This is a genomic window from Stenotrophomonas rhizophila, from assembly GCF_003651185.1.
Taxonomy (GTDB): Bacteria; Pseudomonadota; Gammaproteobacteria; order Xanthomonadales; family Xanthomonadaceae; genus Stenotrophomonas; species Stenotrophomonas maltophilia_Z.
This window is the reverse complement of record NZ_RCDC01000005.1, coordinates 173,745-197,208: the sequence shown is the minus strand read 5'-3', so window position 1 is coordinate 197,208 and position 23,464 is coordinate 173,745. Positions and strand designations below refer to the sequence as shown.

Annotated in this window: 21 protein-coding genes; 8 read left to right on the top strand and 13 right to left on the bottom strand. The window is 65.2% G+C overall.

All coding sequences use genetic code 11. The annotated features are described in order from the left end of the window. Positions 1–191: 191 nt before the first annotated feature. The 7 genes from BCL79_RS12485 to BCL79_RS12455 all read right to left on the bottom strand — a co-directional run bounded on the left by BCL79_RS12485 (position 192) and on the right by BCL79_RS12455 (position 8,029). Positions 192–1,556 carry an NAD-dependent succinate-semialdehyde dehydrogenase gene (locus BCL79_RS12485; protein ID WP_121041635.1) on the bottom strand — a complete coding sequence of 455 codons (1,365 nt, stop codon included), beginning with the start codon at positions 1,554–1,556 and terminating at the stop codon, positions 192–194. Positions 1,557–1,631: 75 nt separating this feature from the next. Next, entirely contained in the window at positions 1,632–2,477 is an 846-nt protein-coding gene (locus BCL79_RS12480; RefSeq protein ID WP_121041633.1) for an ABC transporter permease subunit, read from the bottom strand. Then, positions 2,474–3,385: an ABC transporter permease subunit gene (locus tag BCL79_RS12475; RefSeq protein WP_121041631.1), complete on the bottom strand. Its 912-nt coding sequence runs from the start codon at positions 3,383–3,385 to the stop codon at positions 2,474–2,476. Before BCL79_RS12475 ends, BCL79_RS12480 begins: the two co-directional genes overlap by 4 nt. Further along, entirely contained in the window at positions 3,382–4,515 is a 1,134-nt protein-coding gene (locus BCL79_RS12470) for an ABC transporter ATP-binding protein (RefSeq protein ID WP_121041629.1), read from the bottom strand. The genes BCL79_RS12475 and BCL79_RS12470 overlap by 4 nt, the downstream gene beginning before the upstream one ends. A 122-nt stretch (positions 4,516–4,637) precedes the next feature. Then, the gene (locus BCL79_RS12465) at positions 4,638–5,744 is read right to left on the bottom strand and encodes a polyamine ABC transporter substrate-binding protein (RefSeq protein WP_121041627.1); all 1,107 of its coding nucleotides are present in this window, start codon (positions 5,742–5,744) and stop codon (positions 4,638–4,640) included. Between the two features lie 132 nt (positions 5,745–5,876). After that, the gene (locus BCL79_RS12460) at positions 5,877–7,274 is read right to left on the bottom strand and encodes a glutamine synthetase family protein (RefSeq protein WP_121041625.1); all 1,398 of its coding nucleotides are present in this window, start codon (positions 7,272–7,274) and stop codon (positions 5,877–5,879) included. Then, positions 7,271–8,029: a gamma-glutamyl-gamma-aminobutyrate hydrolase family protein gene (locus BCL79_RS12455; RefSeq protein WP_121041622.1), complete on the bottom strand. Its 759-nt coding sequence runs from the start codon at positions 8,027–8,029 to the stop codon at positions 7,271–7,273. The genes BCL79_RS12460 and BCL79_RS12455 overlap by 4 nt, the downstream gene beginning before the upstream one ends. 197 nt (positions 8,030–8,226) lie before the next feature. Between BCL79_RS12455 and BCL79_RS12450 the strand changes: the two genes are divergently transcribed. Continuing rightward, a complete protein-coding gene (locus BCL79_RS12450; RefSeq protein ID WP_121041620.1) occupies positions 8,227–9,513 on the top strand; it encodes an NAD(P)/FAD-dependent oxidoreductase in 1,287 nt (428 codons plus the stop codon). Between the two features lie 622 nt (positions 9,514–10,135). Next, on the top strand, positions 10,136–11,740 hold the full coding sequence (locus BCL79_RS12445) for an MASE1 domain-containing protein (RefSeq protein ID WP_121041618.1): 1,605 nt from the start codon (positions 10,136–10,138) through the stop codon (positions 11,738–11,740). Positions 11,741–11,881: 141 nt separating this feature from the next. Here BCL79_RS12445 and BCL79_RS12440 read toward each other — a convergent pair whose 3' ends face one another. Further along, positions 11,882–12,190, bottom strand: coding sequence for a hypothetical protein (locus BCL79_RS12440; RefSeq protein WP_259462167.1), 309 nt, complete (start codon positions 12,188–12,190; stop codon positions 11,882–11,884). 350 nt (positions 12,191–12,540) lie between these two features. On the opposite strand from BCL79_RS12440, the gene BCL79_RS12435 reads away from it, so the two are divergent. Together BCL79_RS12435 and BCL79_RS12430 are read left to right on the top strand one after the other, a co-directional pair. Beyond that, the gene (locus BCL79_RS12435; RefSeq protein ID WP_121041613.1) at positions 12,541–13,887 is read left to right on the top strand and encodes a diguanylate cyclase; all 1,347 of its coding nucleotides are present in this window, start codon (positions 12,541–12,543) and stop codon (positions 13,885–13,887) included. A 70-nt stretch (positions 13,888–13,957) separates the two neighbouring features. Next, positions 13,958–14,419, top strand: a complete 462-nt coding sequence (locus BCL79_RS12430; protein WP_121041611.1) for a bacteriohemerythrin — start codon at positions 13,958–13,960, stop codon at positions 14,417–14,419. On the opposite strand, the gene BCL79_RS12425 is transcribed toward BCL79_RS12430, so the two are convergent. Further along, complete coding sequence (locus BCL79_RS12425) at positions 14,420–15,697, bottom strand: MFS transporter (protein WP_121041609.1); 1,278 nt, start codon at positions 15,695–15,697, stop codon at positions 14,420–14,422. Between the two features lie 173 nt (positions 15,698–15,870). Here BCL79_RS12425 and BCL79_RS12420 point away from each other — a divergent pair, with 173 nt between their 5' ends. Beyond that, positions 15,871–16,503: a hypothetical protein gene (locus tag BCL79_RS12420; protein ID WP_121041607.1), complete on the top strand. Its 633-nt coding sequence runs from the start codon at positions 15,871–15,873 to the stop codon at positions 16,501–16,503. A 6-nt stretch (positions 16,504–16,509) separates the two neighbouring features. Here the strand turns inward: BCL79_RS12420 and BCL79_RS12415 are convergent, their stop codons facing one another. The 4 genes from BCL79_RS12415 to BCL79_RS20100 all read right to left on the bottom strand — a co-directional run bounded on the left by BCL79_RS12415 (position 16,510) and on the right by BCL79_RS20100 (position 19,654). Further along, a complete protein-coding gene (locus BCL79_RS12415; RefSeq protein ID WP_121041605.1) occupies positions 16,510–18,012 on the bottom strand; it encodes an aldehyde dehydrogenase in 1,503 nt (500 codons plus the stop codon). A gap of 418 nt (positions 18,013–18,430) precedes the next feature. Then, positions 18,431–18,619 carry a hypothetical protein gene (locus tag BCL79_RS12410; protein WP_121041603.1) on the bottom strand — a complete coding sequence of 63 codons (189 nt, stop codon included), beginning with the start codon at positions 18,617–18,619 and terminating at the stop codon, positions 18,431–18,433. A 174-nt stretch (positions 18,620–18,793) separates the two neighbouring features. Then, the gene (locus BCL79_RS12405; RefSeq protein WP_147433896.1) at positions 18,794–18,994 is read right to left on the bottom strand and encodes a hypothetical protein; all 201 of its coding nucleotides are present in this window, start codon (positions 18,992–18,994) and stop codon (positions 18,794–18,796) included. 93 nt (positions 18,995–19,087) lie between these two features. Next, positions 19,088–19,654, bottom strand: coding sequence for a DUF2185 domain-containing protein (locus tag BCL79_RS20100; RefSeq protein ID WP_147433895.1), 567 nt, complete (start codon positions 19,652–19,654; stop codon positions 19,088–19,090). 65 nt (positions 19,655–19,719) lie between these two features. Here BCL79_RS20100 and BCL79_RS12395 point away from each other — a divergent pair, with 65 nt between their 5' ends. The 3 genes from BCL79_RS12395 (at position 19,720) to BCL79_RS12385 (ending at position 23,414) form a co-directional block, all read left to right on the top strand. After that, complete coding sequence (locus BCL79_RS12395; protein ID WP_428999462.1) at positions 19,720–21,084, top strand: aspartate aminotransferase family protein; 1,365 nt, start codon at positions 19,720–19,722, stop codon at positions 21,082–21,084. Positions 21,085–21,163: 79 nt separating this feature from the next. Further along, a complete protein-coding gene (locus tag BCL79_RS12390) occupies positions 21,164–22,054 on the top strand; it encodes a plasmid replication/partition related protein (protein ID WP_121041595.1) in 891 nt (296 codons plus the stop codon). Between the two features lie 67 nt (positions 22,055–22,121). Then, positions 22,122–23,414, top strand: coding sequence for a DUF445 domain-containing protein (locus BCL79_RS12385; protein ID WP_070426981.1), 1,293 nt, complete (start codon positions 22,122–22,124; stop codon positions 23,412–23,414). The last annotated feature ends 50 nt before the right edge of the window (positions 23,415–23,464 follow it).

Below are 23,464 nucleotides of genomic sequence, written 5' to 3'. Positions count from 1 at the left end.
TGTAGGTAGGCGACCGTTGGTCGCTACGGTGGTGACCGTTGCTGGCTACGGCGGGCGACGGCTGGCCACGACGGTGGGTAGTGCCGGCCGCTGGCCGGCTCCTCCGGTGGCATGACCCTCATCTCATGTTCGCGGCCGTCCGGGGCATGGGCGTGAGCCGGCCAGCGGCCGGCACTACCCGGTTCATGGCATCAGGCCACGTAAACGGTCTTGATGTTCATGAACTCATGGATGCCATGTTCGGCGAGTTCACGGCCGAAGCCGGAGCGTTTGCTGCCGCCGAAGGGGAGGCGTACGTCGCTCTTGACGATGGCGTTGACGAAGGCGGCACCGCATTCCAGCTGCTGGGCGATGGCTTCGCCGCGCGCCGCATCGGTGGTCCACACGCTGCCGCCCAGGCCGAAGGTGGTGTCGTTGGCCACGCGCAGTGCTTCGGCGTCATCGCTGACGCGCAGGATCGCGGCGGCCGGGCCGAACAGTTCTTCGTCATAGGCCGGCATGCCGGGCCTCACGTTGTCCAGGATGGTGGCCGGGTAGCCCGCATGCGAGCCGGCTACCGGCTCACCGCCGAGCAGCAGCGTGGCGCCCTTGGCGATGCTGTCCTGCACCTGCTTGTGCAGCTCGTCGCGCAGGTCCGCGCGCGCCATCGGCGCGAGCGTGGTCTTCTCGTCCTGCGGATCGCCGTAGACGCGCTTGCCGGCGGCGGCGACGAACTTCTCCACGAACGCATCGGCGATCGCATCGACCACGATGAAGCGCTTGGCCGCGATGCAGGTCTGGCCACTGTTGTCGAAGCGCGACTTCAGCGCTGCGGCCACCGTCTTGTCCAGATCGGCATCGTCCAGCACCACGAAGGCATCGCTGCCGCCCAGCTCCATCACGCACTTTTTGAGCTGGTCACCGGCATTGGCCGCAATCGACCGCCCGGCGCGCTCGCTGCCGGTCAGCGTGACCGCCTTGACCCGCTTGTCGCGCAGCACCTCGGCGGCCTGGTCGTTGTCGATGTGCAGCACATCGAACACGCCCTCGGGGAGCCCACCATCGCGGCACACCGCCAGGATCAGGTCGGCGCATTGCGGCACGTTGCTGGCGTGCTTGAGCAGCGCCACATTGCCGGCCATGAACGCCGGCGCAAGGAAACGGAATACCTGCCAGATCGGGAAGTTCCACGGCATCACCGCGAACACACAGCCGATCGGCTCGTAGCGCACGTAGCTGCGCTGGGCCTCGGTATCGATCAGCTGCGGCTTGAGGTAGTCGGCCGCGTGATCGGCGTAGAACTCGCAGGCCTCGGCGCATTTGTCGATCTCACCCAGCGCTTCCCCCTTGAGCTTGCCCATCTCGGTGGTCATCGCCTGCTGGATGTCCCCCTTGCGCTGGCGCAGCTGGGCCGCGATGGCGCGCAGTATCGCCCCGCGCTCCTGCAGCGAACGCGCTGACCAGGCCGGGAACGCCTCGGCGGCCGCGGCCAGGCGCTGCTCGACCTCCGTGGCGGTGAGCAGTTCATGGCGATACGTGACCTGGCCGGTCGCGGGATTGATGATGTCAGCGGTCATCGCGGGTCTCCAAAAGTCAGGCCCGTAGTGTGCGCCCGGCCCCGTGATCCGGATGTTGCCGGATCGGGATGACGTTCAGCTGGGGTCCTGCAGCGCCATCTGCATGTCGCGCTGGCGGCGTTTCTCGGCGCGGGAGGTGATGTACCAGCCCACCACCGCCGCGATCGACACCGCCAGCACCATCAAGGTGGCCAGCGCGTTGATCTCCGGCTTGATGCCCATCCGCACGGAGGAGAACACCTTCATCGGCAGGGTGGTCGAGTTCGGGCCGGCCACGAAGCTGGCGATCACCACGTCATCCAGCGACAGCGTGAACGCCAGCAGCCAGCCGGCCACCAGCGCCGGGGCGATGATCGGCAGGGTGATCTGGAAGAACACCTTCAACCGGCTCGCGCCGAGATCCATCGCGGCTTCCTCCAGCGAGCGGTCCAGCTCCTGCAGGCGTGAGGACACCACCACCGTCACGAAGGACAGGGTGAAGGTGACATGCGCGATCCAGATGCTGGTCACGCCGCGGCTGGGGAAACCGGGAATGCCGCCCATCGCCACCAGCAGGGTCATCAGCGAGAAGCCCAGGATCACTTCGGGCATCACCAGCGGCGCGGTGATCAACGCACCGAACACGGTCTTGCCCGGGAAGCGGCGCATGCGGGTCATCACCATCGCGGCCATCGTGCCGAGCACGGTGGCCGCGCAGGCCGTCCAGAACGCGACCTTGAGGCTGATCCACAGCGCATCCAGGATCTGCCGGTTGTTGAACAGCTCGCCGTACCAGCGCGTGGAGAAGCCCGACCATACCGTGGCCAGCTTGGAGGCGTTGAACGAGTACACCATCAACAACAGGATCGGCAGGTACAGGAAGGCGAAGCCCAGCCCGAGCAGGCTCCAGCCCAACCAGCGGTTGCTGCGCACCATGCTCATGCCAGCTTTCCTTCCAGCTCGCGCTGCTGCATGCGGTTGAACAGCAGGATCGGTACCAGCAGCAGGGCCAGCATCACGATCGCCACCGCCGAGGCCGTGGGCCAGTCACGGTTGTTGAAGAACTCGCCCCACAGCACGCGGCCGATCATCAACGTATCCGGCCCGCCGAGCATTTCCGGAATCACGAACTCACCCACGGCCGGGATCATCACCAGCATGCAGCCGGCGATGATGCCGGTGCGCGAGAGCGGCAGTGTGATCCGCACGAAGGCCTGCCACGGCTTGGCGCCGAGGTCGTAGGCGGCTTCGAGCAGGCGGTTGTCCAGCTTGACCAGATTGGCGTACAGCGGCAGCACCATGAACGGCAGGTAGCAGTACACGATGCCGATGTAGGCGGCGGTCGGGGTGTACAGGATCTGCAGCGGCGCATCGATCAGGCCGAGCTTGAGCAGCAGCTGGTTGAGCAGGCCATTGCGGTCCAGGATGCCGATCCAGGCATACACGCGGATCAGGAACGAGGTCCACGAAGGCAGCACCACCAGCATCATCGCCACATTGCGCGCGGCCGGGCTCATCCGCGAGATCACGTAGGCCATCGGGTAGCCGATCAGCAGCGTGAGCAGGGTCGAGATGACCGCGATCTTGATCGAACTCAGGTACGCCAGCGCGTACTGGTTGTCCTTGACCAGGGCCGCGTAGCTGCCGAGGTTGAGCTTGAGCGAGAACGCGCCGTCCACGTACTCCAGCAGCCAGGTGTACGGCGGCGAGCCGACCTGGGTGCGGGCGAAGGAGATCATCAGGATGATCACGAACGGCACCGCGAAGAACAGCAGCAGCCACAGGTACGGCGCGGCGATCACGCCGGCGCGCGTGCCCGGGAGCCAGCGCTTCCAGCCGGTCGCGCTCATGAGGTCAGCACCACGCCGTCGTTGTCGCGCCAGTGCACCCAGACGGCGTCACCCCAGGTCAGGCCATCGCTGGCCCAGCGCTGCGAATTGGCGAAGTTGGACAGCACCTTGGCCCCGCTCGGCAGGCGCACATGGAATACCGAGTGGCTGCCGAAGTAGGCGATCTCCTCGATCACGCCCTGGGCCTTGTTGGTATCCCCGGCCGGCTCGTCCTTGCCGATCATCACCTTCTCCGGGCGCAGCGCGAACGCCACCGGCTGGCCTTCGTAACCGGTGATGCCGTGGGCGACGTAGATCGGTGCGGGGAACAGCGGCGTGCGCACGGTGACGTACTCGGGCAGGTCCTCATCGAGCACGCCATCGAACAGGTTCACCGAGCCGATGAACTCGGCCACGAAGCGGTTGGCCGGCTGCTCGTAGATTTCATCCGGCTTGCCGACCTGCTGGATCCAGCCGGCATCCATCACCGCGATCCGGGTGGCCATGGTCATGGCCTCTTCCTGATCGTGGGTGACCATCACGCAGGTCACCCCGGTGGTCTCGATGATGTTGACCAGCTCCAGCTGCATCTGCGAGCGCAGCTTCTTGTCCAGCGCGCCCATCGGCTCATCCAGCAACAGCAGCTTCGGGCCTTTGGCCAGCGACCGCGCCAGCGCCACGCGCTGCTGCTGACCGCCGGAGAGTTGGTGCGGCTTGCGCTTGGCCAGCTTGCCCAGCTGCACCAGCTCCAGCATTTCGCCGACACGGCGGTTGATCGCATCACGCGCCATGCCGTCCTGCTTCAGGCCGAAAGCGATGTTCTGCTCCACCGTCATGTGCGGGAACAGCGCGTAGGACTGGAACATCATGTTGATCGGGCGCTGGTACGGCGGCAGCGCGTTGATGCGCTGGCCGTCCAGGTCGATGGTGCCCTGGGTGGGGGTCTCGAAGCCGCCCAGGCAGCGCAGCAGCGTCGATTTGCCACTGCCCGAGCCACCCAGCAGCGCGAATATCTCGCCTTTGCGCACGTCCAGGGTGACGTCGTCGAGCGCGACGAAGCCGTCGAACTCCTTGCGCAGCGCGCGGATGGACAGGTAGCCCGGTTCCAGGACCGGCAGGACCGCGCCTTCCGGCTTGGCTTCAAATGGCATGGTCAGCGGCTCCGGGAGCGGCGGCGGGACGGGGGGAGAATGCCATTTTACCGGTGGTGGCCGCGTCATGTCCTACCCCCTGAAACGACGACGCCGGCGCGGGGCCGGCGTCGCGGGGGCGGTCAGCGCCCGGTTTTCACCTCGGTCCACAACCGGGTGTAGAGCTTGTCCACTTCCGGCGTGTTGATCGAATAGGTGAACATCTTCGCCGCCACATCGGCCGGCGGGTAGATGGTCGGGTCGGTGCGGATCGATTCGTCCACCAGCGGCGTGGCCGCGGTCACCGGGTTGGCGTAATGGATGAAGTTGGTGTTGGCCGCGGCGACCTTCGGCTCCAGCAGGTAGTTGATGAAGGCGTAGGCGGCCTCCGGGTGCTTGGCATCCTTGGGGATGGCCAGCATGTCGAACCACTGCGGGCCACCTTCGCGCGGGATCGAGTAGGCCACGGTCACGCCATTGGAGGCTTCAGCTGCACGGTCACGCGCCTGGATGATGTCACCGGACCAGCCCACCACCAGGCAGGTGCCGCCGTTGGCCAGCGAGCCCACGTACTGCGAGGAGTGGAAGTTCTGCACGTACGGGCGGATCGTCTTGAGCAGCGCGGCGGCCTTCTCCAGCGTGACCGGGTCCTGGCTGTGCGGATCTTCGCCCAGGTAGTGCAGTGCGATCGGGATCATGTCCGACGGCGTATCCAGGATGGTGATCCCGCAGTCCTTCATCTTGGCGATGTTTTCCGGCTTGAAGATCAGATCCCAGCTGTTGGCGATGTCGGTGCTGCCACCGAAGCGCTGCTTGAGCAGCTCCACGTTGTAGCCGATGCCGGTGGTGCCGATCATGTACGGCACGCCGTACTCGTTGCCCGGGTCTTGCTGGGCGATGCGCTTCATCACCTCCGGGTCGAGATTGGCCAGGTTCGGGATCTTGCTCTTGTCCAGCGGCAGGAACACGCCGGCCTTGATCTGGCGGCCGAAGAAGTTCAGCGTTGGCACCACCACGTCATAGCCGCTGTTGCCGGCCAACAGCTTGGTTTCGACCATCTCATCACTGTCGAACACGTCATAGGTCACCTTGGTGCCGGTGGCCTTTTCGAAGTTCGGGATGGTGTCTTCGGCGATGTAATCGCTGTAGTTGTAGACGTTCAGCACCTTGGCGTCGTCCTGCTTGTCACCGCCGCCACAGGCGGTCAGCACGGATACGGCAATGCCGAGGGTGAGGATTCGCAGCTTCATCGGACTCTCCACAGGTCAGGTGCGAGTTGGGGGGAACCGGCCGGACCGGCGCAACGGGTGCCAGCCTACCGGGCATGCCCCCATTTTCCCAGCACATGGCCCTCACGGCCATGCCGGATCAGGTGCCTCGGGTCAGACGTTGAGCAGCAGGAACTCGCGCTCCCAGGAGCTGATCACCCGGAAGAAGGTCTCGTATTCCTTGCGCTTGACCGACACGTAGGCGCGGCAGAAGCGCTCGCCGAGCATCTCGCGCAGTTCCGGGCAGGCTTCCAGCCCGTCCAGCGCCTCGCCCAGCGAGCGCGGCAGGTCATAGCCCAGCTCCTTGGCGCTGCCACTGATCGGCGCGGTCGGGGAGCCTTGCTCGCGGATGCCCAGCAGCCCAGCCGCCAGGGTCGCGGCGATGGCCAGGTAGGGGTTGGCATCCGAACCGGCGAACCGGCTTTCCACCCGCATGTTCTCCGGCGTATCCAGCGGCACGCGCAGCCCGCAGGTGCGGTTGTCGAAGCCCCAGTGCACGTTGCTTGGGGAAACCTCGCCGAACATCAGCCGGCGGTAGGAGTTCACGTTCGGAGCGAAAAACGCCATCGCCGCCGGGACGTACTTCTGCAGGCCAGCCAGGTAATGGCCGAACAACGGGCTGAAATCCTCACCGCCATGCTCGCCGGTGAATACGTTGCTGCCATCGCTGATCCGCAGCAGGCTCTGGTGGATATGCATCGCACTGCCCGGCTCGTTCTCCATTGGCTTGGCCAGGAAGGTGGCATAGATGCCGTGGCGCATCGCCGACTCACGCATGGTGCGCTTGAACAGGAATACCTGATCGGCCAGATCCATCGCATTGGCGTGGGTGAAGTTGACCTCCAGCTGTGCGGCGCCGGATTCATGGATCAGCGTATCCACGTCCAGCTTCATCGCATCGCAGTAGTCGTACATCAGATCGAGGATCGGATCGAACTCGTTCACCGCATCGATCGAGTACGACTGGCGCGCGGTTTCAGGACGCCCGGAGCGGCCGGCCGGCGGCAGCAGCGGGAAATCCGGGTCGGTGTTCTTCTGGACCAGGAAGAACTCCAGCTCCGGTGCCACCACCGGGCGCAGGCCCAGTTCGGCATAGGCATTGAGGACGCGCCGCAGCACATTGCGCGGGGCCAGCTCATGCGGCTCACCGGTCTTGGTGAAACAGTCGTGGATGACCTGCGCGGTCGGATCGGTCGCCCAGGGCACCATCCGTACCGTATCGGCATCCGGGCGCAGGATCATGTCCGAGTCCGAGGGCGAGGTCAGCTCGTAGTAGTCGTCCGGGAATTCGCCGGTGACCGTGGTGGCGAATATCCCCTCCGGCAGACGTGTGCCGTAATCGTGCGAGAACTTGTCGGCCGGAATGATCTTGCCGCGCGCGTTGCCGGTGATATCCGGCACCAGGCACTCCACCTCGGTGATACGCCGGTCCTTGAGCCAGCGCAGCAGCGTGCTCTCCTGCGGAACAGGCTTGGGGGCGGCGGCTTTGCGCGAACGCGTTCGGGTGGTCATGACCGGTCTGCTGTAAGAGAGTTGCGGCGACAAGCATCGCCGAAAGCGTGAAAAATGCTGTGATAGAACGAATTGTCGGACACCCGCCACTCCGGATGCCACTGCACCCCAAGCACGAAACGATGCGCGGTGCTGCGGGCGGCTTCTATCAGGCCATCCTCAGCGACGGCCTCGATCTGCAGGCCCTCGGCCAAACGATCGATGCCCTGCCCGTGCACGGAATTGACCCGTGCCGTGGGCGCGCCGGCCCAGCCGGCCAGCCAACCACCCTCACACAGCTGGACCGCATGCGCCGGCCCATAGTGCACCTCGACCGGCGCCTGCGGGTCTTCACGATGATCGTTCATGCCCGGCACCGCGTGCACGCGCGGGTGCAGACTGCCACCGAGCGCGACGTTCAATTCCTGGAAACCCCGGCAGATCGCCAGCACGGGCAGGTCGCGGGCCAGCGCCTCATGCAACAGGGAGAGCGCGTTCGCATCGCGCGCCGGATCATGGCGGTTGCCGGGCCAGCTCGGGGGCCCGGCATACAGATGCGGTTCGATATTGCTCACCGCGCCGGTCAGCAGCAGGCCGTGCAGGCGGCTCAGCCAATGCGCGGCCGGCAACGGCGGCTGCAGGCTGGGCAGCAGCACCGGGGTAACACCGGCCGCTTCGGCCAGCGCGCGGATGTACTTCTCACCCGCCGCCGCGAAGCGGTGATGGCCCAGCATCGTGCTGTCGGTGGGCAGGCCGACCCAAGGGGGCGAGACCATGCGTCATGCTCGGATGACCTGCAGCCACGTTACCCCCGTGCGCAGACCTCGCGCAACACAGCGCGCCACCGCCGGCGCGCGCGCCCCTCACACGCCGGCGGCAGTAGCTGCGACAGACTGACCCCTGTCCCGCGCGCCGGTTGCTGGCATCCTTTGTCCATGATTGTTGTCCTGTCCTCTTCCCGCCGGTGCCCGGCATGACGGCTGCCGGCGAGGCGCATGCACCCAGCTGGTACGCCGACAGCGTGCCGGGCGCGCCGCTACGTGAACCGTTGACGGGCGATCTCAGCGCCGATGTCTGCGTGCTGGGTGCCGGCTACACCGGCCTGTCCGCCGCCCTGACCCTGGCCGAGCGCGGTTATCGCGTCGTGCTGCTGGAGGCGCACCGCGTGGGCTGGGGTGCGTCCGGCCGCAACGGTGGCCAGGCGATCGTCGGCTACGGCTGCGAAGTGGATACGCTCGAGCATCTGGTGGGTGCTGAAGACGCGCGGGCGCTGTTCGAGTTCTCGCGCGATGGCATGCGCCTGCTGCGTGATCGCATCACCCATCACCAGATCGAGTGCGATTGGCGCGATGGCCACGCCAGCGTGCCGATCAAACCCCGCCAGGAGCGCATGCTGCGCGCCGGGCTGATCGATCTGGCCCAGCGCTACGACTATCCCCTGCAATGGTGGGACCGCACGCAGCTGCGCGGGCAGCTGGACAGCCCCCGCTATCGCGGGGCGATGTTCGATCCCCACAGCGGCCACCTGCATCCGCTGGCCTACGCGCAGGGGCTGGCCCGTGCCGCGGAGGCGGCCGGCGCGGTGATCCACGAGCAGTCCCCGGTCCTGCAGCTGATCCGCGGGCCCCGGCCGCAGCTGCGTACCGCACACGGCACGGTCAGCGCCGACCACGTGGTGATCGCCGGCAACGCCTGGCTGGAGGGCATCGCGCCGGAGCTGGAATCGCGGATCATGCCGGTCGGCACCTATATCGGTGCCAGTGCGGTCCTTGGGCAGGCGCGGGCGGAATCGCTGATCCGCAACGGCATGGCGGTGGCCGACGTCAGCTGGGCACTGGACTATTTCCGCCTCAGCCGCGATCACCGCCTGCTGTTCGGCGGCCAAGCCAGCTACTCCGCCCTGCCCCCGCCTGGCCTGCGCGGTGTGATGACCCGGCGCATGCGCGCGGTGTTTCCGCAGCTGGCCGACGTGGAGCTGGAGTACGTGTGGGGCGGCTATGTGGACATCACCCGCAACCGCGCCCCGCACTGGGGCCGACTGACCCCGAATGTCTATTTCGCGCAGGGCTTCTCGGGCCACGGTGTTGCCGCGGCGGGCCTGGCGGGCCAGGTGCTGGCCGAAGCCATCGCCGGCCAGGCGGAGCGCCTGGATGTATTCGAACGCATTCCGCACCGCCCCTTCCCCGGCGGGCGCATGCTGCGGACCCCGCTGCTGGTTGCGGCGATGTCCTGGTACAAACTGCGGGACGCGTTGTGGTGAGGGCTTAAGGGGCTTTCGGGGTGGCGGGCTCGGTGGCGGTGCCGGCCGGGTACTGCGCGGCGGCGGGTTCGAGCTCTTGCGTCGATTCGACATTTCCAGACACTCACCGAGCTCAGTGGCCGTCTGCCGGGGCGTTGTGACAATCGTCGTGCCGTAGGCTGCTCGCCCGACGCACTGCGACGGAAAAGTGAGACGGGGCGCGGCGTCTGAAATCAGGCTTTCCACTTTCCGGCGGTTCCAAAACGGGAGGGGCAGCAGATGTTATGGCGGTGCCTACCACGCCTTTCACGCGTCGGATCACATAACAACGAAACCGAGCAGAATGCGTCACATCAACGCCTGCCGTGACTGAGACAGGCGTTCCTCGAGTTGGTGGATTCATCCGCGTGACTGCAGCGCCTCACCAACGCCGGCGCCAGAGCCGGCGTGAAGGACATCACCCCAAAATGAGATATGTGTCACGCCCATGAACGTGACACATGCCTGTGCGTCCATCCATACCCTGTGCCGCCATCGCGCCAGACCGTTTGCGCAATTGCATAATCGGGCGCGTATATATACCGTCCAATCTAATCGCGGCATTGCTACACAGGGATGTTGAAGGCACGAACAGGGGGAGCCGGTGCGCGGAGAATGGTGGAAAAACGGACTTCAGTTGAATCTGCGGATCGAGCCGATCGGGCTTGTTCTCGCGGTCATCTATGCGTTTGCATGTTGGGGAGCGCGCAAACTGTCCCTCGACCAGTTCTACCTGCCTGCGGGTATACGAGTGGCTGCGCTGCTGCTCTGCCCGCCTCGGCTGTGGCCCTACCTGTTCCTCGGCGAATACGCCTACTTTGCTCAGATGCGTTACCCGATGATCGACAAGTACGGGTTGACGTGGGTCATCCTCGCCTCCGTCTCACTGATGCCCACGGTAGCAATGATCGTGCGACTGCATCGCAGGGTGGTGGCCGCCACCACCCAAGCCTGGCTACTATCGGTTGGGGCCGCATCGGCCGTAGCTGTCACCTCGTTGAATCTGGTGCTTATGCACTTGCTTTGGCCCACCCCGGATGTACCACTACTTACCGGTGCGGCGCGCTACATCGTAGGCGACTTCATCGGCATTCTGACGGTCGTACCGCTTGCCCTGCTTTGGGCAAGCCGGCGCACCGAACTGACATGGACAGGACGTTTCCTCACACCGAGTATCGCTGCGCTGGCGTTGATGATCCTGACCGGCATGGCCTCGGTACTGATTCCCGCAGAATCAGCCACGGTCAAGACGAGTCTGCAGTTGCTGATGGCGCTACCGGCCATTGCCCTTACCTGCCTGCTCGGTTGGCGCGGAGCGGCGATAGCCGTGCCATCACTCAATCTCATCATTGGGCTTACGACACCAAAACCGTATCCGTTGGCATTTGATCCGACGACCTTTACGACCCAGATGGTCATGGCTATTGCAAGTATCGCTCTGCTCTTGTTCGGTTCACGCATTACGCACTTCTATCATCATTACCGGATCCGTGACGATGGCGAGAAAAATGCACTGAAACTGGCCAGAAATTCGCATATTGCAAGTGAAAAGAGCCTTCGCGAGCGTGCACTCCATCTCAGGAAACTCGGCGACGGCATTGAGATATCTCTCAAGGAGGTGGTGAACTGGCTGAAATCGCAGGGCCACCATGAGATAGCAAGTGGGCTTTTGAACACAGCAACAGTGCACTCACAGCAATTCCGTACACAGGCAAGCATGGTCTATCCCACTGCATTGGATCAGTTGGGCCTCTACGTTGCACTGCACGCCGGCGGCGTGCGTGAATCCTGGGACCAGAGCAACCGGGTGAGTCGGCCTCGCTTGGAAGGCGACCCTTGCATGTTGAGCACAGGCCTGCAACTGGCAGCCTATCGGGCGCTCATTGACGCGGTATCTCTGCTGTTGGAACATGAGTTCGGGCAGGTAATGGTCCGCGCCCGATGCGGGGGGCGAGCGTCACAGCGGGGAATCCTTGTAGTGGTTGCACTTCTTGATTCGGCACAGCCGTTGTCCGACACAACCGTCGCGTTGGTCAATGAGCATTTGGCGGGCTTGCCTCTCGCTTACGGAGGCGTAGTACAGTGCCGTCGAAACCGAATCCGGATGCTGCTTGTGGAAACGCCAACACATTCATCCAACAGAGCCGCTCATTGCGATTCGGCGGACAGCAGAACATCGGACTTTGGCAATAGTCGGGCATTAACCTGATCGAGTCCTGGCCCATCCTGCAGCGGGTTGAACCCAACGATGACGGTTATTCGCAGGAAGCCCCGCCCCCCAGCTTTTCATTCAACAACGTGCTGTCACCCTGCGGGTGACAGCACGTCACAGCAAACGTGTCAGCTGTCTCTAGTGCTGCTCATCTGCAGCTTCGACAGCCCACACGGCGTCGCCGCCCTGCCCATAGCGTACCAGCGAGAAGTTGGGTCCTCGATATAGTTCAATCCTCGGTGCGCTAGTGGGATGCTGCACGTACTGCGTCGGCAACGACACCCGAGCACGGCCGTCACCGGCGGGCAGTGTCCAGAACACATCATCGGTATTTCCGATAATCAGCTGTACGCGTCCGGCGAGATCATTTACCTGGAAGTACGAGATACCGTCACGCTGGAATCCGTACACGAGCCAGTTCGGATCCTGACTGAGGTTGACAGCCATTGGCTGCGCTTGACCCAGTCCACTTCTCGCCAGAGGAGTTCCGTGTCCGTCCGATTGCGCCATTCCAACCATCGGAACCGACGCGAGAATAACGACACCCACAACACCCACAATCCTTGGAATGCGCACATTTACCTCCTGATTAAAACGTCGAGGGGAACTTCAGCGATAGTAACCGTAAGCGGACGTCCATCGAGCAAACGGGGACCGCCTGAGCCGCCAGCACAGGACGACGAGCCACACGGCAGCCAGGCGGAGGCTGCGACATTGCGCGGCACCCCCTCCCCCTAAAGTTGCATGTGAAACGGCCGCTACCAGTCCCGACCCACTCGGAATCGAGCGTACGCCTCATGCCGGCACTGTTGCAGGGCGCTGTTCTCAGCGACCCCGGTGATGCCCTGCCCCAGCGGATCCTGCTGGTGGAAAACTCGCGCACGTTCACCAGCATGCTGCGCGAGGCGATCGAGCAGCGGTTGGAGCTGCCGGTCTCGGTGGCGACCAGCCTGGCCGAGGCCGGGCGGTTGCTGGATGAGGAACAGGGCTGGTTCCTGGTCCTGACCGGGCTGGTGCTGGCCGATGGCGACCGCGATACCGTGGTGGACTACTTCCTGTCGCGCGGGCTGCCCACCGTGGTGGTCAGCGGCGTGTATGACGAGGATCTGCGCAAGCGCGTGCTGCAGCAGCAGATCATCGATTACGTGCTCAAGAACACTCCGGGCAGCATCGATTATCTGGTGTGGCTGGTGCAGCGGTTGGAGCGCAACCGGCGCATTGCCGCGCTGGTGGTGGACGACTCGATGTCGGCACGGATGTACGCCGCCTCCTTGCTGCGCATGTACGGGCACGACGTCTACGAGGCCGCCGACGGTGCCGAGGGACTCAAGGCGATCGAGGCCCACCCGGCGATCCGGCTGGCCGTGGTCGACCAGGAAATGCCCGGCATGGAGGGGGTGGAATTCACCCGCCGTCTGCGCACGATGCGCTCGCGCGACAAGCTCGCCGTGATCGGGATTTCCGGCAATACCGATCCGTCGCTGATTCCGCGCTTCCTCAAGAACGGCGCCAACGATTTCCTGCGTAAGCCCTTCTCGCGCGAGGAGTTCTTCTGCCGCGTCTCGCAGAACGTGGATCAGCTCGAGCTGATCGGCACGCTACAGGACCTGGCCACCCGCGATTTCCTGACCGGCCTGCCGAATCGTCGCTGCTTCCTGGAGCAGAGTCAGCGCCAGCTGCCGCAGCTGCACCTGGACGGTGAACAGGTCGCGGTGGCGATGATCGACATCGATCACTTCAAGCACATCAACGATACCCATGGCCACGAGGCCGGCGACGATGCGCTGCGCGCGGTGGCCGCAGCGGTGGCCCAGCATGCGCGCGAGGACGATCTGATCGCACGCTTCGGGGGCGAGGAGTTCTGCCTGCTGGTACCGGGCATGGATGAAGTGCAGGCCGTGCAGTACTTCGACGAACTGCGCCAGACCATCGCCGCGCTGGAGGTCGACCTGGGCCACACCACCCTGCGCATGACGGTCAGCATCGGGCTGTGCTGCCTGCGGCCGCAGCGCGATTCCCTGCACCGGCTGATTTCCGAGGCCGACCGGCAGCTGTACCTGGCCAAGGCCGGCGGCCGCAATCGCGTCCACTGCGCTACCGTGGCAACCGGCCCACGCCAGCGCGAGCCTGCCCTGGCGCCTTGATCGAGATCAACGCGGCCCCGGCCGCGACTGCCTAGAGTCGCCCCCAGTTGAACAGCGCGGGGAACGCACCATGGCACTTCTGGTCTGGCAGGACGATCTGAACATCGGTATCGATGTCATCGATCACCAGCACATGCGCATCGTGGAGATGCTCAACCACCTGCACGTCGCCCAGAAGAGCCTGGAGCGGCTGGCCGTGGCCGAGGTCATCGACGAACTGGTGGACTACACGATGTCCCACTTCGCCTTCGAAGAAGAACTGATGGAGGAAGCCGGGTACCCGTTCTGTTCGGCGCACAAGCGTGTGCACGAGATCTTCGGCAAGCGCGTGGGCGAGTACCGGCTGCGTTTCCAGGCCGGTGAGGACATCACCGACGAGCTGCGCACGATGCTGTCGCGCTGGCTGTTCAACCATATCCGTGGCGATGACAAGGCGTACGCGCCGCAGGTCAAACAACACCTCAACCAGTTCGCGCGCGACCACCAGCAGGGTAGTTGGCTGGGCCGCACGCTCAAGCGCTTCTTCCGCTGATCAGCGCCCGCGCCGCCCCATCGCCAGCAAGGCAACGATGGTGACCAGTGCGGTCACGCACAGGTAATAGCCCACCGCGACCAGGCCATAGCGCTCGGCCAGCCAGGTGGCCACATACGGCGCCGGTGCGGCACCGAGAATGCCGGCCAGGTTGAACGACAAGGAGGCGCCGGTATAGCGCACCTGCACCGGGTAGATCTCGGCCAGGAAGGTGCCGCACGGGCCGTAGGTCAGGCCCATCAGGAACAGCCCCAGCGCCAGGAACCCGAGCACCAGCCACGGGCTGCCGGCCTGGAACAGCGGCGCGAACACCACGCCGAAGGCGAGGATCAGGCCGCTGGCCACGATCATCGTGCGGCGCGTGCCCCAGCGGTCGCCATACAAGGCTGAAATGGGAATGCCGGCGGCGAAGAACAGGATGCCGACCATCTGCAGCAGCAGGAACTGCTCGCGCGAGTAGCCCAGCACGGTGGTGCCATGGCCGAGGGTGAACACCGTCATCAGGTAGAACAGCACGAAGGTGGCGAATGCCCCCAGGGTGCCCAGCACCAGCGTCAGCGGATGTTCGCGCAGCACCGTCCACATCGGCAGCTTGACCCGCTCGTTGCGGTCCAGCGCGGCCTGGAATTGCGGGGTCTCGTGGATGTTCAGGCGTACCCACAAGCCGATGCCGACCAGCAGCGAACTGGCCAGGAACGGCACGCGCCACCCCCACTGCAGGAAGTCGGCCTCGCTCATCGCGCGGCCCAGCAGCAGGAAGATGCCGGCCGAAAGCAGGAAGCCCAGCGGTGCGCCCAGCTGCGGGAACATGCCGTACCAGGCGCGCTTGCCGGGCGGCGCATTCTCGGTGGCCAGCAGCACGGCGCCGCCCCACTCCCCACCCAGCCCCAGGCCCTGGCCGAAGCGGCACAGCGCCAACAGGGCCGGCGCCACCAACCCGATGCTGGCATGCGTGGGCAGCAGGCCGATCGCCACGGTGGAGATGCCCATCGTGAGCAGCGCAGCGACCAGCGTCGCCTTGCGCCCGATGCGGTCACCGTAGTGACCGAACACCGCCGAGCCGACCGGCCGCGCGATGAAGGCCACCGCGAAGGTCGCCAGCGACTGCAGCATCGCCGCACCATCGCTGCTCTCCGGGAAAAACAGGTGCGGGAACACCAGCACCGCCGCCGTGGCGTAGATATAGAAATCGAAGAACTCGATGGTGGTGCCGATCAGGCTCGCCAGCAGGATGCGGCGGGGAGAGTTCACGACAGGGGCGACAGCAGGTGTGGACATCGGGTACGCAGAAAAAGGCAGCTGCCGGATTCTGCCACGGCCTTCCGCTGGCTGCCGCAATGGTTGCAGACGAGACTGTCAGCCTGTGACCGCCTCGGCGGCCTGCGCATCGGGCAGGAACTTCCCCGGCACCGCAGGGTCTGACCGCGGTCACCCCACCAGGACGGTCCCGGATGTCAGCCTCACGGAAGAGTACCGCCCCCTCGCGCTGGGCGCAGCCGGCCGCCATCGCGGTGGTGATCGTTGTGCACGGGCTGATGCTGGGCGTGCTGCTGCGTTCACCGCAGCCCGGTGGCGTCGCGGAGGACGCCCGCCTGGCGGTGTACTGGCTGCCGCGGCCGTTGCCTGCGCCGGTTCCCCCACCCTTGGCGACTCCCGCGCCCCCTATGCCGCAGCCCGCCGCCTCGCAGCGTTTGCCTGCGCCACGCGTGGCCACGCCCACCATCGCATCACATGCTGCGGCGGTGGATCCGCAGGCGCCACGCGCCGCACTGGACCTGAGCGTGCCGGGCTCGCTGATGGGCAACGGCATCGATGCCGCCTTGCTGGTTCCGCGCGTGCTGGGCAACCGCGAGGTACACCCGGCATTCCAGCCCAAACCCAAGCGCTTCCGCATGAAGGCCGGGATGACCCCGGAGCAGATCGTGCACGGCATCTTCCAGCTGATCGGCGCGTGGCCCCCGGGCTACACGGTGGACCCGTGCCGCCTGACGCGGCAGCAGATCGACTACCTGCGCAACGCCGTGGATGAAATGGATCGCGACCTGCTGCGCGAGTCGCTGATTCGCCACAGCCAGGACTGCTGAGCGGCGTCAGCCGCCCAGATGAATCCAGGTCGCCTTGAGCTCGGTGTACTTGTCGAAGGCGTGCAGGGATTTGTCGCGGCCGATGCCGGACTGCTTGTAGCCACCGAACGGGGCGGTCATGTCGCCACCATCCCATTGATTGACCCACACACTGCCCGCGCGCAGCCCGCGTGCCACCCGATGTGCGCGGCCCAGATCGCGCGTCCATACGCCAGCAGCCAGCCCATAGATCGAATCATTGGCCATGCGCAGGGCGTCGCCTTCATGATCGAACGTCAGCACCGACAGCACCGGCCCGAAAATTTCCTCGCGGGCGATGGTGTGCTGCGGATCAACCTCATCGAATACCGTCGGCTCCACGTAGCTCCCACCGGGCACCACCTCCAGCCGCTTGCCCCCCAGCAGCAGGCGCGCGCCATCGGCCTCACCACGTGCTACGTAATCCAGCACCCGCCCGGCGTGCGCCTCGTCGACCAGTGCGCCCATCGCGGCGTCCGGCTCGAAGGGATGCTGCGGCTGCATATGCCGGCCATGCGCCAGCACCCGTGCAACGAACGCGTCCTTGATCGAGCGCTGGACCAGCAAACGCGAGCCAGCCGTACACACCTCGCCCTGGTTGTAGAAGATCGCGGTGGCTGCCGCCTGCGCAGCCTTGTCCAGATCGGGCGCGTCGGCGAACACCAGGTTCGGGCTCTTGCCGCCGCACTCCAGCCAGGTGCGCTTGAGATTCGATTGCCCGGCGCATTGCAGCAACCGGCGACCCACGGCGGTAGACCCGGTGAACGCCAGCGCATCCACATCCATGTGCAACGCCAACGGCTCGCCCGTCCGCTCACCATGGCCGGGAAGCACATTGAAGACACCATCGGGCACCCCCGCCTCGGCCACCAGCGCGGCCAGCCGGATCGCGCTCAGCGGCGAGCGCTCGGAGGGCTTGAGCACCACGGAATTGCCCGCCGCCAAGGCTGGCGCGATCTTCCACGTTGCCATCAGTAGCGGGAAGTTCCACGGCACGATCACCGCCACCACGCCCACCGGCTCACGGGTGATCAGGCCCAGCGTATCCAGCGCGGTCGGGGCAACCTCGCCGTACACCTTGTCCACCGCCTCGGCGGTCCAGCGCAGGCAGCGCACGACACCGGCCAGATCGCCCTCGCGCGCATCGCGTACCGGCTTGCCCATATCCAGGGTCTCCAGCAACGCGAGCGCATCGGCGTGCTGTTCGACCAGATCGGCCAGCCGCAGCAGTACCTGCTTGCGATGAGAGGGCGCAGCCCGCGACCAGTCGCCCGCATCGAAACTGCGCCGCGCCGCCGCGACCGCCCGGTCGACGTCCGCCGTATCGGCATCGGCCACCTGCACCAGCACGCGGCCATCGATCGGGCTGATGCAGTCGTAACGTGCGCCGCTGGCCGCGTCGACGTAGCGTCCATCGATGAACGCCTGGCCCTGGAAGGTCAGTGCATCGGCCTGGCGCTGCCAGTCGTCGCGGGTGCGTGCGGTGGTCATCGGCGTCGTCCTCATCCACTCAGTCGGGTAAGGCGGTTATACCCGGCGCCATCACGGGATGATGTGAGGCGAGTGTGCGTAGCCGGGGCCGCCAGTTGCCGTGCTCCGTTTTGTGTGGCCCGGCGCAGTATTGGTGGTATCACGCCAATGCAGAGGCTTGCACTGGGAGCGTAGTTCCAGTTTTGGCGACCGCTAAAAGCGGAGGGATCACCCTCTCACTTACTCTCTCCTGAGTAATGATGGATTGCGAATCCCACCAAAAATCCAACGAACAGGAGAGCAGCCCCGACAATGGTTTGATAGGAACCAAGAATTATCGGAACTGTCTCAGAGTATGGCTTGTCAGCATCAGCAATCAGGACTGACAAGCCGAATAAGATCAACAAGATTGAAGTGAAGTACTTCCACAGCAGTCTGATCAAGCGCCCCCCCTCTTATCGTTCATCACAATCCATACTCCAAGCAGCAAGAAGAAGGCACCAAACCCAACCGGATCAATTGACAAGTCAATTACCTTGAGAAATCCAGGCTGGCCGCCAACTCCAAAAATCAAACACAACCCGTAAACAATGAACATCACACCAAACAGGCTATTAACCGTCTTCATTCTTGCTACTCACCGCCAATACTCTCAATTCGCTCACCCACGGCCGCCCCGGCCAAACCCGCCGAAGATGCAGGAGGCGCTGGAGAGCCCTTATCAGCCGCTCCTGCTACAAAATCATTCAGCTTACCCATGTGTTTAGTTATCACCGGGCTATTCACAAGGCGCGCCGGGCCGTCAGCCACCGCGCCGACCACCATCGCCCCGTACGGCTCGAACGTAGTCTGCTCGACAAACGTTGCCGTTGGCATCCGTCTTCGTCACCACCATACCCAGCGCATCGGTATGCAGGTAGCGCACCGTCGTCTGAGCGTGGGGAGCCGCCATGGCGAGCGCAATCCCCATCATCGCGAAGGTCTTGAGCAGCTTCTTCAGCATCATCGCTCCAATGCTCACGGGATCACTCACATGGATTACACGGCGGCACACCAGGACCGCCACCCACCTCAGCGATGCAAAGAACTGCCCGGTTCACTCATTGACAGGATCATCGGTATTGGTGGCAATCCACAAGCTGGATGGTCCAGCACGACTCAGCTCAACACCTGGCGGCAGATTGATAAAGACCTCCAACTCTGGCGCGACATCCAGAACCTCACGAACACTCCAAACCTCCGCGCCATCGACATTTTCATCCATCGAACCACAAGAGAATTGCCAACCGCTATCTGCGGGTTCCTCTGGAACCTCGCGATTTGCGCATAGTATCACCGCCCCTGATTTCGCAATATGCTCACGAACGATCGCCGCCATTGCTGGGCCAACTTGACTGAACTTGCTCATTCTATTTTGTCCGATTTCTGTATGTTTTCTTTCCTCGACAGGACCTGCGCGTTTTCTTGGGTCATTTGTTCCACCCGCTGCGCGCGGCGTCTTGTGATCCACCTGCGCTTCATTCCGCGGTGGCGTCACCCCTTTTTTCGATTGTTGTGCAGACTGCAGCAGTTCACCGCTTTTATCTGGATTCAAGCCGGACGAACCACTCCGTCTGTGAATCATTTGCGGAATCGCCGAGAGGCACTTGAACCTGCTGCTCATTTTCCGTCGTCCGACACGACAGAGCGGAGCATCCCTACGCTACAGTCGGACCAACCGCCGCCGTTCTGGAGTCTGCGATGCCCTCCCCGACCCCGCCGCTCAGCGTCCTGGCCACCACGCAGCCGGATAGTCTCCACGCCTACTGGATGCCATTCACCGCCAACCGCCAGTTCAAGGCCGCCCCGCGCCTGCTGGTGCGCGCCGAGGGGATGTATTACCACGACGTCGACGACCGCCCGATCCTGGATGGCGCGGCCGGCCTGTGGTGCTGCAACGCAGGGCATGCGCGGCCGCGGATCGTGCAGGCGATCCAGCAGCAGGCGGCCACGCTGGATTTCGCGCCACCGTTCCAGATGGGCTCGCCCTTGCCGTTCGTGCTGGCCCAGCGCCTCGCTGCGCTGGCACCGGCGAGCTTGAACCACGTGTTCTTCACCAACTCCGGCTCCGAAGCAGTCGACACCGCGATGAAGATCGCGCTGGCCTACCACCGCTTGCGCGGCGAGGGCCACCGCACCCGCTTCATCGGCCGCGAAAAGGCCTATCACGGCGTGGGCTTCGGCGGCCTGTCGATCGGCGGCCTGCCCAACAACCGCAAGACGTTCGGGCCGCTGTTGGCCGGCAGCGACTTCCTGCGCCACACGCTCGATCTGGAGCGCAATGCCTTCAGTCCCGGCCTGCCGCGCCACGGCGCCGAACTCGCAGACGACCTGGAGCGTTTGATCGCACTGCACGATGCGTCCACGATCGCGGCGGTGTTCGTCGAGCCGATCGCCGGCTCGGCCGGGGTGATCCTGCCCGCACCGGGCTACCTGCAGCGCCTGCGCGAGATTTGCGACCAGCACGGCATCCTGCTGGTGTTGGATGAGGTGATCACCGGTTTCGGACGGGTCGGCAACGCCTTCGCTGCGCAGCGCTTCGGGGTTACCCCGGACCTGATGACCTTGGCCAAAGGGCTGACCAACGGCGCGGTGCCGATGGGCGCGGTGCTGGCCAGCGATGCGATCCACGACGCGTTCATGCAGGGGCCGCCGGCCGCCATCGAGTTCTTCCACGGCTACACCTATTCCGGCCACCCGCTGGCCTGCGCAGCGGCCCTGGCGGCGCTGGATACCTACGCCGAAGAGCATCTGTTCGAGCGCGCCATCGAGCTGGGCGACTACTGGCAGGAGCGACTGCACAGCCTACGCGGGCTGCCGCATGTGGTGGATATCCGTAATTTTGGGCTCATCGGTGCTGTCGAGCTGATGCCGCGCAAGGACGCCCCCGGCGCGCGTGGCTACGAGGTGTTCGAGCGCTGCTTCCGCGATGGCCAGTTGCTGGTGCGCTGCACCGGCGATGTGATTGCGCTGTCGCCCCCGCTGATACTGGAGCGCAGCCATATCGACCGGATCGTGGACGTACTGGGCGAGATGATCCGCGCCACCGGCTGAGGCTGAATCCGCCGGCGACGACGGCGACCGCCGCGATCCTTACAATGGTCGGTCACGTTTCGCTCGCGTACCGGATTGCATGGACATTGTCGTCAAAGAAGAACTCAAGGCCTACATCGACCCGCTGACCCCGGACGAGCACGACGCGCTGGAGCGCAGCATCCTCGCAGAGGGCTGCCGCGATGCGCTGGTGCTGTGGGGCGAGGTACTGGTCGATGGCCACAACCGCTACGGCATCTGCCAGAAGCACGGCCTGCCGTTCCAGACGATCCAGAACACCCGCTTCCAGTCGATGGATGACGTCCACCTGTGGATGATCGAACAGCACCTGGGGCGCCGCAGCGTCTCCGATTTCCAGCGTGGCGTGCTGGCGCTGCGCAAGCGCGACATCCTGGCCGAGCGCCACCGCGCCGACCAGGCCCAGCTGCAGAAGGAAAGCGACGGCGAGATCAGCGGGCCGGCCGATGCCGGTGACGAAGACAGCCCGCCGTGGGCCGCCGCGCCGAAGGTCAGCCGCGCCGACATGGCCCGCGAAGCGCGCCTGAGCAGCAGCCAGGTGACGATGATCGAGCGCATCCACAAGCAGGCCGCACCGGAGCTGGTGGAAGCGGTCAAGACCGGTGTGATCTCGATCAGCGCCGCAGCCGCCGTGGCTGATCTGCCCGAAGACGAGCAGCGCGCCGCGGCCGCCGCCGGCAAGGACGAGCTCAAGCAGGCCGCCAAGCGCGTGCGCGAGTCCAAGCGCAAGCCGCGCAAGCCGGTCCAGGAGGTGCTGCACAGTGCCGACGGCGAGGCCGAGGCCGACCCCAGCCGCGCCGCCGAGATCGCCGATGCGCTCAACGCCCTGGGCGAAGGCCCTGCCGAGCTGCGCCAGCGCATCATCGCGCTGACCCTGGAAAACGACACCCTGCGCCAGCAGCTGGCCGCGCTGCGCAAGCAGGTGGCGGACAGCGGGATGGCCGACGCCTGATCCGGTGTAGTGCCGGCCAGCGGCCGGCACTACCTGTTGCTCATGCCGGGGTCGTTAAACTGCCGCAATGACGCCCACCTCCCCTCCCGACCCGCGCCGCGCCCAGCTGCGTCGGCTCAAACTGATCGCCCTGGCCATGCTGGTGGCGATGCTGGCCGGCTTCGCGGTCAGCCACTGGCACGGCGAACGCGGCATCTGGGCCTGGGTCTCGGCCTTCTGCGAGGCTGCCGCGGTCGGCGCGCTGGCCGACTGGTTCGCGGTGGTGGCCCTGTTCCGTCGGCCGCTCGGCCTGCCCATCCCGCATACCGCGATCATCCCGCGCAGCAAGGACCGCATTGCCGACAGCCTGGCGCTGTTCGTGCGCGACCAGTTCCTGGAACCGCAGGCCCTGCTGGCCCGGCTGCAGGTATTCGATCCAGCCAGCCGCCTGGGCAGCTGGCTGGCCGAGCCGGCGCGAGCCCGCATGCTGGCCGACATGGCGCGCGGCTGGGCCCTGCAGGCGCTGGACTTCCTCGATGAAGCGGCCGTCCGGCGCAGCATCCAGGGCTTCGTGATCCAGCAGCTGCGGCAATGGAATGCGGCCGCCACCGCCGGGGAACTGCTCGGCCTGCTCACCGCCGACAACCGCCACCAGCGCGTGCTGGACGAAGGCCTGACCCGGATCAGCGAATGGCTGGGTAACGAGAAGGTCAAAGACCGCGCGTCCACGTTGATCGTGGGCTACATCCAGCGCGAGTGGCCCAAGCTGGCCAGCACGGTCAACTGGGTCAAGCCGATCGATGAGATCGGTGACACCCTTGCCGAGCGCCTGGCGCATGCGGTGCTGGAGGAACTGCAGCAGATCCTGGCCCAGCCCGAGCATCCGCTGCGGCGCGATTACGAAACCTGGCTGAGCGATTACATCCAGCGGCTGCGCGAAGACCCGGCCCTGGCCGAGAAGGTGGAACAGCTCAAGCAGCAGGTGATCGACCACCCGGCCGTGCAGGAGTACGTGCAGGGCCTGTGGGCGCGCATCCATGCCAGCCTGCGAGCCGACCTGGCCAGCGAGGACTCCGCACTGGCCGGCCATCTGCGCCGCAGCCTGGCCTCGGTGGGCGAGGCACTGCAGGCCGACCCGTCGCTGCGCGAGGCGCTCAACCAGCACCTGATGGACGGTGCCGAGCGCCTGACCACGCGGCTGCGCAGCGGCGTGACCGAGCACATCGCACAGACCGTCAAAAGCTGGGACGAACGCCACTTGGTCGAGCAGCTGGAACTGAGCGTCGGCCGCGACCTGCAATTCATCCGTTTCAACGGCACCCTGGTCGGTGGCCTGATCGGCGTGATCCTGCATGCACTGACGGTATGGTTCCACTGGTAACGCGATAACCGCTCGCGTCGGCTGGCGACGCTGGCGGAAACACCGCCAGC